Here is a 12,651-nt window from a genome sequence, read left to right as displayed (position 1 = left end):
GGATTCTCTCTCTTGCCGCCTGCAAGCAACCCGAATTATTTAGGGTATAGATTAGCGTGCTTTTAGTTTATCCTGAGCCCGCCTTCTGCCTGCCCGGGGCGCATATCGCATCCGGGCACCCTCATCAATAAAGTGCATCCGTTTTAGCTTTAATCTACGGTGAACAGAAGCGCCTCAAAACTCAGACCATTAATATTGACGAGTCTGATGTATATGCCGGGGGAGTAATCTCCGCTGAGCGATCGATAACCTGGTCTACTGGTTTTTAGCATGAAAAGTTGGTTCTCTGACGGTGCGTTCCGCACCATTATCCGCAACACCGCTTATCTGGGCTCCAGCAACGTGGTGAGCGCCCTGCTGGGCCTGATTGCGCTCTCCTGCGCCGGTAAGGGCATGACGCCGGAGATGTTCGGGGTGCTGGTGGTGGTGCAATCCTACGCAAAAGCCATTAGCGACTTCATTAAGTTTCAGACCTGGCAGCTGGTGGTGCAGTACGGTACGCCGGCGCTGCACAGTAAAAACATCCAGCGCTTTCGCGACGTTATTTCGCTCTCCTTCGGCCTTGATATTGTTAGCGGCGCGGTCGCCGTTGCCGGGGGCATGATCCTGCTGCCGTTCCTCTCCCATTCGATGGGGCTGACGTCCGACGATTTCTGGCTGGCCATGCTTTACTGCACCCTGATCCCGTCGATGGCGGCCTCGACACCGACCGGCATCCTGCGCGCCGTTGACCGCTTCGATCTTATTGCCATTCAGCAGGCAACCAAGCCTTTCCTGCGGGCGCTGGGCAGCGTCATTGCCTGGTATTTCGATTTAGGCTTTGCCGGCTTTGTGGTCGCCTGGTACCTCTCAAACCTGGTCGGCGGGACCATGTACTGGTGGTTCGCCGCTAAAGAGCTGCGCCGTCTGAATATCCACAACGCCCTGCGCCCGAGCATTTTGAAAGCGGGACGCAAGCTGGAAGACGCCTGGAACTTCGTCTGGACCACTAACTTTGCCCACTCCATCTGGGCAGCGCGTAACTCCTGTACCACCGTGCTGGTGGGGATCGTGCTCGGGCCGGCGGCAGCGGGCCTGTTTAAAATCGCCATGACCTTCTTTGACGCAGCCGGTACTCCGGCGGGCCTGCTTGAAAAAAGCTTTTACCCGGAAATCATGCGTATGGATCCGCGCACCAAAAAACCGTGGAAGCTGGCGATCAAGTCGGCAGCTCTCGCCGGCGGCCTCGGTATAGTCGTGGCTGCTGCGGTTCTGCTGATTGGTAAACCGCTTATTTCGGTGGTGTTCGGCCACAAATACCTTGAGGCTTACGACCTGATTCAGGTGATGCTCGGCGCGATTGTGATTTCGATGATCGGCTTCCCGCAGGAGTCGCTGCTGTTTATGGCGGGGAAACAGCGTATTTTCCTCGTGATGCAAACCGTGGCCTCGGTGTCGTACATTATTCTGCTGGTGGTACTGTCGCATTTCTTCGGCGTAATTGGCGCCGCGTGGGCCTATTTTGGCGGCCAGTTCCTGGATGTGCTAACGTCCTTTTTCCCGACGATTCAGGCCTATTTCCGCCGCGAAAGATTAACGTTTAAAGGCTCCAGCGAGAGTAACTCATGACCCAAAAATGGACTCACTTTTCGGCAGAAGCCGAGCAGCGTCTTTTTAACGCCATTGACGAAGATGACGTAATCGACGCGAACGTCAGCCTGCCGCCAGTAATTGATCTACGCTGCTCAGAACAGCAGATCCGCGACAATTACGCGCTGTGCCTGCAGCACTGGGAAGACGGATTTACCCGCACGGAGATGCTGCGCCTGGTGCTCAAGCAGCTCAGGAACGGTGATTTATCGAAGCAGGAGCGCCAGCAGTTTAAATACATCCGCTCGCGCTACAAGCACCTGCGCTTTGCCCTGCGCCTGTACAGCCACAATCACGAAGGCCGCTATCTGTTTGGCAAAGTGACAGTTTATCTTGGCCGCTTTCAGGACGCGTTTCGCAACCGGAATAAAGAAGGCGTGGCCCACTACGGCAAGCTGTTGCGCATGCATTTAAGCATGCCGTTCTGGATGATGGTACGTTACTCGCTGCGCCACATTCGACTGGCCGGGGCGGACGAGTTTATGGCCTATCGCCAGCAGCAAATGCGCGCACTGAAGCAGATGATGAGTAAACCGGAGCTGACCGGGCGCGAGTTCCACGACGTGCGCAAAATTATCAGCCAGCAGGTCTCTTTCTACGACACGCTGCGCTCGATTAATCCCGGCGACGAGCAGGCGCTGCAGATCTCCCGCTTTATGGCGGCTATCAACGGCATCATGGGCGACAAGCACGACGAGCTGGTTGCTGACGATCTGAGCGGCGCGAAGCCCTACAGCGCTACTGCGCCGCTGGACCCGGATCTGCGCGCGCGTCTTGAGCTGCTGCTCGAGCGCTATCCGCTGTAAAGCACAGCGGCGGTCGCGGTGGATGCCGCGCCTGCCGCCTGCGCTGCCGGCTTCCGCAACCCCGCCATTTTCGTATCGCTGTTTCCCCTTGGTCTATCGTTATAGTGAACAGGGTTGATTACCTGAAAGGAAACAACATGAAGCTTCTGAAATCACTGCTGCTGGCGCTGTGCCTCTCTCCCCTGATGGCGTCGGCGCATAACTTTGTCATTGGCCAGCCCGTGCCACCTGTTGCCATTAGCGACAGCGGCGAGATGCTGCTCAATGACGACGGTTCTTTCAGCTACCGGCCGTGGAAAAGCGCGCAGTTTGCCGGGAAAATCCGCATTGTGCAGTACATCGCCGGCCGCACCTCGGCCAAAAAGAAAAACTCGTTTCTGATCAAAGCCGTTAAGGCCGCGGACTTCCCTGAAGACCGCTTTCAGCCGACCACGATGGTCAATACGGACGATGCGATCCCGGGCTCCGGTTTTTTTGTCCGCGGCAAGCTTGAGAAGAACAAGCGGCGCTACGCATGGTCCCAGTTTATCGTCGACAATCAGGGCATCGGTCAGCGGACGTGGCATCTGAAAGAAGAGAGCTCGACGATCCTGGTTCTGGATAAGGCCGGGCGCGTGCGCTGGGCGAAAGATGGGGCCCTGACCGATGACGAAGTCTATCAGGTGCTGGATATGGTGCGTGATATGCTGCGTGAAGAGAGTAAAGCGTCGTAAGCCCTTATGCTTACAACCCTTTGTTATGCTGCGGGATAGTTAAAATATATGTTTCTGATTGAGCGCTATATCGTGGGTCAGACTCACAAGCTGGTTCTGACTATTGTGGGCTTTCTGATCTTCATTTTTGCCAGCTACTCTGCCCAGCGCTATCTCACCGAGGCGGCCAACGGCACGCTGGCCCTCGAAGTCGTGATGAGCGTGGTCTTCTATAAAGTGCTGATTGCCCTTGAGATGCTGCTGCCTGTCGGGCTGTACGTATCGGTGGGCATTGCGCTTGGCCAGCTGTATAACGATTCGGAAATGACGGCGATGTTCGCCACCGGCGCGAGCCCCGCCAAAATCTATAAGGCGGTGCTGTGGCTGGCCATTCCGCTGGGGATCCTGGTGACGCTGCTGTCTATGTACGGGCGACCCTGGGCCTACGCACAAATGTATAAGCTGCAGCAGCAGTCCCAGTCAGAACTGGACGTTCATCATCTTATTCCGGGCAAGTTCAACGTCAACGACGATGGCCGCATGGTGCTGGCCTCGCAAATCGATGATGGCACCAGCCGCCTGACGGACGCGCTTATCTACACCGCATCGGACGTTAAAACCAGCCTCTACCGGGCGCAGATGGTGCAGGTCACCAACCCTTCACCCAAAACGCCGTCGGTGATGCTGAAAGCGGGCACAACCTACACGCTCGATCATAACGGCAGCGCCGATAACGAGCAGGTCTACAAGAATCTCAGCCTGCACTTAAAGCCGATGCTGCAGGGGTTGAATATCAAGCGCAAGGCGGAGTCCGCGCTGGCGCTGTCGCATTCCCCGGAAGCGGCGGATAAAGCCGAGCTGCAGTGGCGCCAGAGCCGCGGCGTCAGCGCCGTACTGATGGCGCTGATGGCTATCTCGCTGAGCCGCACCCGGCCGCGCCAGGGGCGTTTCGCCACGCTACTTCCGCTTACGGTGCTTTTTGTGATTATCTTCTACGGCGGCAACGTCTGCCGCACGCTGGTGGCTAATGGCGCTATTCCGGTGGTGCCCGGAATGTGGCTGGTGCCTTTACTGATGTTGATCGGAGTATTGCTGCTGATCGCCCGCGACTTTTCATTACTGCAGAAGTTTTCCCGATGAACATATTCAGCCGCTATCTTATTCGCAACATTTTCCTCGGCTTCGCCGCCGCCGCTGCGCTACTGATCCCGCTGTTTACCACCTTTAACCTGATTAACGAGCTGGACGACGTGAGTCCGGCGGGCTACCACTGGACGCAGGCGGTTCAAGTGGTGGTGATGACAACCCCGCGCAGCCTGATCGATCTGGCACCGTTTATCGCCCTGCTGGGCGGCATCGTCGGCATGGGGCAGTTGGCGAAGAATCTGGAGCTGACCGCCATCCGCACTGTCGGCTTTTCTATTTTCCGTATTGGGCTGGTGGTGCTGGTCGCCGGCGTGCTGATTTCCGTGCCGCTGGGGGCGCTGGACGAATGGGTTGCTTCGCCGCTGCAGCAGCGCGCCCTGCAGCTCAAAAATATCGCGATGGCGAAGGATAAAGACAATACCAATCCCAGCAACGCGCTGTGGGCCAGGAAGGGCGATACCTTCGTGACGGTCAGGCAGCTCGATGCAAAACAGCAGCCTCAGGGCGTTGAGATTTTCACTTACGCGCCAGATATGTCGCTGAACAGCTATATCTATGCCCGCAGCGCTACGGTGGAGAAAGACGGCAAGTGGCTGCTGCAGGGCGTAAACCAGAAGCACTGGCTGGATCGCGAGAAGAAAGTCGAGACGGTCGATACGCTGGAGTGGCAGTCGATTTTTACCGGCATGTCGCTGGAAGAGCTCACCATGCCCGCCGACAGCTTTTCCATTCGCCAGCTTAACCGCTATATCGGCTATCTGAACGACACCGGGCAGCCCAGCATCCAGTATCGGATTGCGCTGTGGCAAAAGCTCGGACGGCCGATTCTGATGCTGGCGATGATCCTGCTGGCGATCCCGTTTACTTTTGTCGCGCCGCGCTCTCCTGGCGTTGGCAGCCGGCTAGCCGTCGGCGTGATTGTCGGCCTGTTGACCTATGTCAGCTACCAGATCGTGGTGAATCTGGGGCTGCTGCTGGCGCTAAACGTTCAGCTCGTGACGCTGCTGCCGCCGGTGCTGCTGCTGCTGCTGGCTCTGTGGCTGGTTTTCCGCTTCGACAAGCATCACTAAACGCTAGCTTCCCGCGGCGGCAGGCGGATCCTGGTGATTGCCGCAGATGAACGCTATTTGCCCACGGACAGCGGAAAATTGTTCTCCACCGGTAATCATCCCGTTGAGACGCTGCTGCCGATGTATCATCTGCACAAAGCGGGGTTTGAATTTGATATCGCCACCGTTTCGGGGCTGATGACCAAGTTTGAATACTGGGCCATGCCGCACGAGGATAAAGAGATAGTGCCGTTCTTTAACCAGTTTCAGGCGCAGTTCCGCAGCCCGAAGACGCTGGCGGACGTTGTGGCAGAACTTGATGAGAAGAGCAGCTACGCGGCGGTGTTTATTCCCGGCGGGCACGGCGCGCTGATTGGCCTGCCGGAGAGCGGCGCGGTGGCGGAGGCCCTGCGCTGGGCGATGAAAAACGATCGCTTTGTGATCTCTCTCTGCCACGGCCCGGCGGCATTTCTGTCCCTGCGCGGGGGCGACAATCCTCTGAACGGATATGCTATCTGCGCTTTCCCGGACTCCGCCGACAAGCAGACGCCGGATATCGGCTACATGCCGGGCAATCTGACGTGGTTCTTTGGCGAAGAGCTGAAGGCGATGGGGATGAAAATCATCAACGATGATATTAAAGGCAGCGTGCATAAAGATCGCAAGGTGCTGACCGGAGACAGCCCATTTGCCGCCAACGCCCTCGGCAAGCTGGCGGCGCAGGAGCTGCTCGCAGTATACGGCGGTGAGTAAGTTAAAGTAGCTATAAACAAAGCGGCCCGGCAGTTTCCTGCCGGGCCGCTTTTATGTCGGGCGTACTTTACTGAGATTTCATCTCGGCAAAGACCCGAATGATGGTGTCGATCTGCTCGTCGCTGTGCGCGGCGTTGACGCTGCAGCGCAGCAGCGTGATGCCGGCCGGGGCTGCCGGAGGCAGAACCAGGTTGACGTACACGCCGTGAGCGATCAGCTCGCGCCAGAAGCGCAGGCCTTCTTCTTTCGAACCAATCACCACCGGCACAACCGGGCTGATGTTCGGACCCAGCTCGTAACCCAGCCCTTTCAGGCCTTCGTACAGGCGGTGTGCGTTGCTCCACAGCTTGTCGCGCAGTTCCGGGTGTTCAGCAATGGTTTTCAGCGAAGAGCGGACAGAGGCGATGCTGGAAGGCGATGGTGAGGCGGTGAAGATATACGGGCGGCTGGCGTAGCGCAGCACGTCCATCTCTTTATTGCCGACCGCAAAGCCGCCGATAGCGGCCAGGCTTTTGCTGAAGGTGCCGACGATGATATCGACATCCGCTTCAACACCGACTTCTTCAGCCAGACCGCGGCCGGTTTTACCCAGCACGCCGAACGAGTGGGCTTCGTCGACGATCAGGTAGCCGCCCAGGCGGCGCTTGATGTCAACGATTTCCGCCAGCGGCGCAACGTCGCCGAGCATGCTGTAGATGCCTTCGACAATGATAATGGCGTCGCGGGCGCGTTCGCCCAGGCGCTCCATCCGGCGCTCCAGATCTTTCGCATCGTTGTGGCGGAAGCGGATGATCTCCGCGCCGCCCAGCGTGCAGGCATCGTAAATACTCGCGTGGCTGTCTGCATCAAGCAGAACAACGGCGCCCGGCACGGCCAGGGCGCTGATCACGCCGAGGTTAGCGGTATAGCCGGTAGAGAACACAATGGCGGAGGGACGATCGAAGAACGCGGCAATTTCATGCTCGAGCTGCAGGTGCGGGCCGTAGCTGCCGTTCGCCATGCGTGAGCCGGTGGTACCGGTGCCCTGTTCGGCCAGCGCCGCCTGACCATCGGCAATTGCCTGCGGATTGAAGGTCAGACCAAGGTAGTTGTTGGTGCCGGCCAGAATAATTTTCTGGTTGCCGATGCGGCCTTCGGTTGCAGAGTAGATCTCGTCGATGCAGGTACCAAACGGATTGATGCCGGATGATTGAAACTGCTCGCGGTCATTCGCAAGGCGCGTAAACCTATCATAGAGGCCCATAGGTTTTCTCCAGGTGAGGGAGTAAGGCAGCCAGCAGCTGTGCGGGAGTTCTTACATCCAGCAAAATATTGATTGGAATGGAAATGTCAAAGCGGTCTTCTAACATCATCAGCAAGTCCATTACCTTGATGGATTCCAGCCCGAGCTCGTTTACGAGATCGCTGTCTGGCTCAATTTCCACTCCATTTGTAACCATACCCTGTAAACATTCGAGGATATAGTCCATCACTATTTCACGATTTAGCATAGAAACTTTGACGCACCTATAGTCAGATTATCAGAATAACCGCTCACGCAGAGCGTGCTCGAGGCTAATCCTGGGGAACCAGTTTATCTCTTCACACAAGCCATTGTTGCTTGCGGACCAGTTCTGATGTGTTAATTCATGGATTTTACTGCGGGTGAGCATCGGCTCTTTACCTGCCAGTCGGCAGGACAACACGCTGATGTCCGCCAGTAGTTTTAACACAGGTAGCGGGACGCCGACTAATCGGACCCGGCCATTACGCACTTTTTCACCAATATCGCGCACGCGCTGCCAATTGTATCCGGCAGCATCGCCGTCGCACAGCTCGCAAGGGCGCGCGGGCGGCTGCTCGCTGACCAGCCACTGGCCAACGGCTTCGGCCAGATCGCTGACGTGCAGAAACGAAAGTTTTGCGTCTGAATCACCCAGTCGGGGGAGTATACCACGCAGCATCCAGTCAAACAGCGGCTTCATCTCTTTGTCGCCGGGACCGTAAACCGCGGTGGGGCGAAAAATACCGAGCGTGACTGGCGATGGCGCTGCCAGCGCGTCCAGCTTCTGCTCGGCGGTGCGTTTTGATTTGGCGTACCAGGAGAGATCGGGATGGCGGGCTGCGAGGGAGGACATAAACAAAAAGCGCCGACAGCGCTTATTTTCAAGCGCGGCCTGCATCAAGTTGAGGCTGCCGGTCACGTTGCTGTCGACAAAGATCTCTTCGCTGTGCCCACGGACCTGGCCGGCGCAGTGAACCACGTAATCTGCCGTGCTAACCAGCTCGGCAAGGGAGGCTTTATCTTCCAGCGCGCCGCGAACCCAGGTGAGGTTTTCAGGCGAGTGTTGGCGGAGAGTGCGGGTCAATGCTCGCACGCGGAAGCCGCGTGCGAGCAGGTTGTCAGCGATATGCTTGCCAATGAAACCGGTCACACCCGTGATTGCGACCGTTTCGTCATTGAGCATAGCCTGCCACTTGCTGCATATGCTGCGTGTCGAGGGATTCAGTCAGCGCGGTGAGATAGCGTTTTTTCGCCTCTGCACGCGCTGGTTTACCTGAGGAGGTGCGCGGGATGCTGTGCGGTGGTAGCAGTTCGATATCAACGGCAACGCTGAATTCGCTCTGAATGCGCGCGGTCAGCGAGTGCACGATCTGCGCCCGGCGCTCTTCGGAGCTGACGCGGCACTGAATCTGCAGCACAATGCGGCCGCTTTCATCTTTGTCCTGCGGGGTGACGAAGGCGATAGCGTCGCCAGGATGAATTTCCGGCTCCATTTCGGCAACGTACTCAATATCCTGCGGCCAGATATTACGCCCGCGGATAATAATCAGATCTTTTTTACGGCCGGTGACGTACAGGTAGCCATCCAGCAGATAGCCTAAGTCGCCCGTATCCATCCAGCCGGTTTTCTGAATCTCTTTTTGCGACGCTGCATCGTGGAAGTAGCCGCTCATCAGGCTCGGGCCTGAAATGAAGATCCGGCCCACTTCGCGCTCCGGCAGCGCAATACCGGTTTCGCTACGCACTTCGATGCGGTGGCCCGGCAGGGCTTTACCGCAGTTAACGAAGCTGGACACTGCGCGGGTATCTTTAGTCGGCACCACGGCTTTGCCCTGGTACTCGAGGATATCGCGGTCGACCTCGTTAACTTTAAAACCTTCGTTTTCATCGGAGAAGCTGACCGCCAGCGCGTTTTCTGCCAGGCCGTAGCAGGGCATAAAGGCGTTGCTGTTAAAGCCCACGGTAGCGAAGCGTTCAGCAAACTGTTCGAGCTGTTCGGCGGAGATTGGCTCTGCGCCGACGCCGGCAACGCGCCAGCTGGAGAGATCCAGCTCGGCCATGTCTTTTTCGGTGCTGCGGCGCAGGCTTAAGTCATAGCCAAACGGCGGCGCTACAGAAACGGTGCCGCGGTTTTTGCTGATGAGCTTCAGCCACAGCATCGGGCGCATGGCGAAATCCTGCGTGCTCATGTAGTCAACGGAAAGCTGAGTGGCTACCGGCGTCAGCAGAAAGCCGACCAGGCCCATATCGTGATAAAACGGCAGCCAGGAGACGCAGCGGTCGCCCGGACGTAATTTGATGCCGTCGTGGCTGATAACCTGCAGGTTAGCCATCACAGAGCTGTGAGTAATGATAACGCCGCGCGGGAAGCGAGTGCTGCCGGAGGTGTATTGCAGATAGGCAATATCTTCCGGGGAGGGCAGCGGGAGACCGATCTCTTTTTCCGGCAGGGCATTTAAATCGGCATGGCTGAGGATGCGCAGTTCTGGCGTATCGGTGCTGACAGAGTCAATCAGCGGCAGCCACTCTTCGCTGCTGACAATCGCAGCAGGTTTGCAGCTGGCAATGAGACCCTGGAGTTTGCTCATGTAAGAATCACGCTGGCCAACCCCCATAGGAATGGCAAGCGGCACGGCGATTAATCCGGCATACTGGCAGGCAAAGAACGCTTCGACAAAACCAACGCTGGTTTCAGCGATAAGTGCGACGCGATCGCCTTTTTTCAGATTGAGCGAGAGCAGCCGGCGGGCGTTAGCCATCGCGCGACGCTTCAGATCGCTATATTCCAGTACGGCTACGAGTTGATTACGCCGATCGTAGAAATTCATCCCTGTGTTTCCCTGAGCGGCATAGTCTAACGCCTCTACCAGGGTTGGAAAGTCAGCATAGCGCATGGGGATTGATTGGGTTGAACTTGTTTCAGACATATGCAAAGCAGCCATAGATTCAAAATCACCGAATGATACAGATATTCACTTGGGGGGAAGATGGTGTATTTTGTAAAAATTTATTTATAATATTGTAATAATAAATTTTCATTCTACCATATCTTATACTAATAAACCCACGCTCGTCAACATAAACGGTGAAAAAGTAGACACTCATATTCGTGAGGCAATTCCACATCAGGCTTGTACGCGGCATTCTTAGCAACTGCACGAGCGATCCTGTGGTGATTGACCCAGAAAGATGGATATAACTCGACCAGTATGACGGAAGATTTTAAAAAGTGTACGCTTAGTTTGCGATTCCGCCCGACAACAGCATCAAGTGCTAAAAAATAGTCCTGAAGCAGTCAATCTGTTTAGCAATTAATTGCATTTGCTGTAATAACGCTCAATAAAGCAATTTCAATTAACGCTGAAAAGGTATAATCATCGCCTTGCATACTTTTTTACACTCAATATTTTTCACAAACGGTAAAGCGAGTGATGAACTGTAATATAGTTGTTGTATTCGCATCGCATTTTACTAAACCTGCAGTAAAGACAAATATTGCATTATCCTACCTCTAGTGGATTGATCGCATTTTCTAACTCTGATGGATTAGTAATGATGCAGCTAAATAGCCGTGCATCTGATAATTCGTGGTGTCTTAATGCGCATTTTTTTCTGTCATTTTATCAAGTTTAAGGCTGGTTATGATTCGTATCGAAAAAGTCCAGGATAAGAAAAAACTTAAGGAATTCATCGCTTTTCCCTCTACGCTATTTCGCGATGATCCCAACTGGATCGATCCCCTCATTATTGAGCGAGAAGAACACCTTTCGAAGAAAAACCCCGGTACGGACCACATTACCTGGCAGGCCTGGGTGGCAATAAAAGAGGAAAAGATTGTCGGTCGCATAACCGCGCAAATCGACACCCTGCACCGCGAGCTACACGGTGCGGATACCGGCCACTTCGGTATGATTGACGCTATCGACGATCCGGAAGTGTTCAGCGCGCTGTTTGCCGCCGCCGAAGAGTGGCTGCGGGCGCAGGGCGCGCGCAAAATTACCGGCCCATTCAGCCTGAACATTAACCAGGAAAGCGGCCTGCTGATCGAAGGATTCAACACGCCGCCGTCGGTGATGATGCCCCACGCCAAGCCTTACTATGCAACAGCCGTTGAGCAACAGGGCTACACCAAAGGTGTCGACCTTATCGCGTACTGGATGAAGCGCACCGATCTGCACTTTAATCCGTCGCTGGCCAAGCTGATGGAGCGGGTGCGTCCCCAGGTGACCATCCGCCGCCTCAACCGCAAGAAGTTCGCCGAAGAGATGCAGGTATTACGCGAGATTTTCAACTCCGGCTGGCAGCATAACTGGGGATTCGTGCCCTTTACCGAGCGTGAGTTCGCCACCATGGGCGATCAGCTGAAGTTCCTGGTTCCCGATGACATGATTCACATCGCTGAAATCGACGGCAAACCCTGCGCCTTTATCGTCGGAATGCCTAACATCAATGAGGCTGCCGCGGATCTTCACGGCCGTCTGCTGCCGCTGGGCTGGGCCAAGCTGCTATGGCGTCTGAAAGTGAGCGGCGTGCGCACCGCCCGCGTGCCTTTAATGGGCGTGCGCGCCGAGTACCAGTTCAGCCGCATTGGGCCAATTATCGCGCTGCTGCTGATTGAAGCCCTGCGCGACCCGTTCAAAAAGCGCGGCATCGACGCGCTGGAGATGTCCTGGATCCTCGAAACCAATACCGGGATGAACAACATTCTGAAGAAAATCGGTGCCGAGCCCTACAAGCACTATCGCCTGTACGAAAAGCAGCTTTAAGTGACTTAAACCTCCCGGCGCGCCGGGAGGTCTCTTTCAGGCAGGAAAAATGGGTGGGGAAAACGGCTTATTCGTCTTCTTCGTCGCGCAGCGGAACAATCAGCATGTCCACGTGAACGGTGTTAATCAGCTGGCGGGCAGAAGACATCAGCTTGCTCCAGAAATCCTGATGATGACCGCAAACCACCAAATCCATATCGTATTTCTTAATTGCGTCCACCAGCACCTGGCCCAGATCGCCGCTGCCGCTGAGGGTTTCCGCAATCGGGTAGCCCGCATTGGTGGACAGCTCGGTCAGCGCGTGGTGAGTCTCCTGTGAAATGCGCTTTTGCATATCGCCCAGGTTTACATCGATAAGCCCCGTGTAGAGGTCGGAGTAATTCACATCGACATGGATCAGGGACACTTTCGCGTTGTACGGGCGCGCCATAGAGACCGCTTTCTCTACCAGCATCTTGCTTTCCGGGGAGAGATCGACCGCGATAAGAATATGTTTGTAAGCCATAGTGTTACTCCTTCCTGAAGTGATTGAGCTTTCTATCAATT

Annotated in this window: 11 protein-coding genes and 1 pseudogene; 7 read left to right on the top strand and 5 right to left on the bottom strand. The window is 55.8% G+C overall.

What is annotated here, in order from left to right:
• Positions 1-270: 270 nt before the first annotated feature.
• The 6 genes and pseudogenes from QZ766_RS02435 to hchA all read left to right on the top strand — a co-directional run.
• A complete protein-coding gene (locus QZ766_RS02435; RefSeq protein WP_297196873.1) occupies positions 271-1,608 on the top strand; it encodes a lipopolysaccharide biosynthesis protein in 1,338 nt (445 codons plus the stop codon).
• The gene (locus QZ766_RS02430; protein WP_297196870.1) at positions 1,605-2,435 is read left to right on the top strand and encodes a hypothetical protein; all 831 of its coding nucleotides are present in this window, start codon (positions 1,605-1,607) and stop codon (positions 2,433-2,435) included. Before QZ766_RS02435 ends, QZ766_RS02430 begins: the two co-directional genes overlap by 4 nt.
• Positions 2,436-2,572: 137 nt before the next feature.
• Positions 2,573-3,148 carry a YtfJ family protein gene (locus QZ766_RS02425; protein ID WP_297196868.1) on the top strand — a complete coding sequence of 192 codons (576 nt, stop codon included), beginning with the start codon at positions 2,573-2,575 and terminating at the stop codon, positions 3,146-3,148.
• A 48-nt stretch (positions 3,149-3,196) separates the two neighbouring features.
• Positions 3,197-4,267 (top strand): LPS export ABC transporter permease LptF, encoded by a 1,071-nt coding sequence (gene lptF / locus QZ766_RS02420; RefSeq protein WP_297196866.1) that lies wholly within the window; start codon positions 3,197-3,199, stop codon positions 4,265-4,267.
• Complete coding sequence (gene lptG, locus QZ766_RS02415) at positions 4,264-5,343, top strand: LPS export ABC transporter permease LptG (RefSeq protein WP_297196864.1); 1,080 nt, start codon at positions 4,264-4,266, stop codon at positions 5,341-5,343. The genes lptF and lptG overlap by 4 nt, the downstream gene beginning before the upstream one ends.
• A gap of 24 nt (positions 5,344-5,367) precedes the next feature.
• Positions 5,368-6,075 (top strand): annotated as a pseudogene (hchA, locus tag QZ766_RS02410) (glyoxalase III HchA); the annotation flags it as partial.
• Between the two features lie 67 nt (positions 6,076-6,142).
• Here hchA and QZ766_RS02405 read toward each other — a convergent pair.
• Genes QZ766_RS02405 through QZ766_RS02390 form a run of 4 tightly spaced genes read right to left on the bottom strand, consistent with a single transcriptional unit; the run spans position 6,143 to position 10,281 of the window.
• Complete coding sequence (locus QZ766_RS02405) at positions 6,143-7,318, bottom strand: aminotransferase class I/II-fold pyridoxal phosphate-dependent enzyme (protein WP_297196862.1); 1,176 nt, start codon at positions 7,316-7,318, stop codon at positions 6,143-6,145.
• A complete protein-coding gene (locus tag QZ766_RS02400) occupies positions 7,305-7,565 on the bottom strand; it encodes an acyl carrier protein (RefSeq protein WP_043081230.1) in 261 nt (86 codons plus the stop codon). The genes QZ766_RS02405 and QZ766_RS02400 overlap by 14 nt, the downstream gene beginning before the upstream one ends.
• Positions 7,566-7,595: 30 nt before the next feature.
• On the bottom strand, positions 7,596-8,522 hold the full coding sequence (locus QZ766_RS02395) for an NAD(P)-dependent oxidoreductase (RefSeq protein WP_297196859.1): 927 nt from the start codon (positions 8,520-8,522) through the stop codon (positions 7,596-7,598).
• A complete protein-coding gene (locus tag QZ766_RS02390) occupies positions 8,512-10,281 on the bottom strand; it encodes a fatty acyl-AMP ligase (RefSeq protein ID WP_297196857.1) in 1,770 nt (589 codons plus the stop codon). Before QZ766_RS02390 ends, QZ766_RS02395 begins: the two co-directional genes overlap by 11 nt.
• Before the next feature lie 699 nt (positions 10,282-10,980).
• Here QZ766_RS02390 and QZ766_RS02385 point away from each other — a divergent pair.
• Positions 10,981-12,105: a GNAT family N-acetyltransferase gene (locus tag QZ766_RS02385; protein ID WP_297196855.1), complete on the top strand. Its 1,125-nt coding sequence runs from the start codon at positions 10,981-10,983 to the stop codon at positions 12,103-12,105.
• A 67-nt stretch (positions 12,106-12,172) separates the two neighbouring features.
• On the opposite strand, the gene uspA is transcribed toward QZ766_RS02385, so the two are convergent.
• On the bottom strand, positions 12,173-12,610 hold the full coding sequence (gene uspA / locus QZ766_RS02380; protein ID WP_297196853.1) for a universal stress protein UspA: 438 nt from the start codon (positions 12,608-12,610) through the stop codon (positions 12,173-12,175).
• Positions 12,611-12,651 lie beyond the last annotated feature (41 nt).

This window comes from uncultured Pluralibacter sp., from assembly GCF_913775985.1.
Lineage (GTDB): Bacteria > Pseudomonadota > Gammaproteobacteria > Enterobacterales > Enterobacteriaceae > Pluralibacter.
Note: the sequence above shows the minus strand (reverse complement) of the source record. Positions and strands in the feature narration are given on the sequence as shown.

Excerpts from the sequence above, each read along its gene's own strand:
- QZ766_RS02395 (WP_297196859.1), bottom strand. The coding sequence starts at position 8,522 with ATGCTCAATGACGAAACGGTCGCAATCACGGGTGTGACCGGTTTCATT.
- lptG (WP_297196864.1), top strand. The coding sequence starts at position 4,264 with ATGAACATATTCAGCCGCTATCTTATTCGCAACATTTTCCTCGGCTTC.
- uspA (WP_297196853.1), bottom strand. The coding sequence starts at position 12,610 with ATGGCTTACAAACATATTCTTATCGCGGTCGATCTCTCCCCGGAAAGC.
- QZ766_RS02435 (WP_297196873.1), top strand. The coding sequence starts at position 271 with ATGAAAAGTTGGTTCTCTGACGGTGCGTTCCGCACCATTATCCGCAAC.
- QZ766_RS02385 (WP_297196855.1), top strand. The coding sequence starts at position 10,981 with ATGATTCGTATCGAAAAAGTCCAGGATAAGAAAAAACTTAAGGAATTC.
- QZ766_RS02405 (WP_297196862.1), bottom strand. The coding sequence starts at position 7,318 with ATGGGCCTCTATGATAGGTTTACGCGCCTTGCGAATGACCGCGAGCAG.
- QZ766_RS02400 (WP_043081230.1), bottom strand. The coding sequence starts at position 7,565 with ATGCTAAATCGTGAAATAGTGATGGACTATATCCTCGAATGTTTACAG.
- lptF (WP_297196866.1), top strand. The coding sequence starts at position 3,197 with ATGTTTCTGATTGAGCGCTATATCGTGGGTCAGACTCACAAGCTGGTT.
- QZ766_RS02430 (WP_297196870.1), top strand. The coding sequence starts at position 1,605 with ATGACCCAAAAATGGACTCACTTTTCGGCAGAAGCCGAGCAGCGTCTT.
- QZ766_RS02425 (WP_297196868.1), top strand. The coding sequence starts at position 2,573 with ATGAAGCTTCTGAAATCACTGCTGCTGGCGCTGTGCCTCTCTCCCCTG.
- QZ766_RS02390 (WP_297196857.1), bottom strand. The coding sequence starts at position 10,281 with ATGGCTGCTTTGCATATGTCTGAAACAAGTTCAACCCAATCAATCCCC.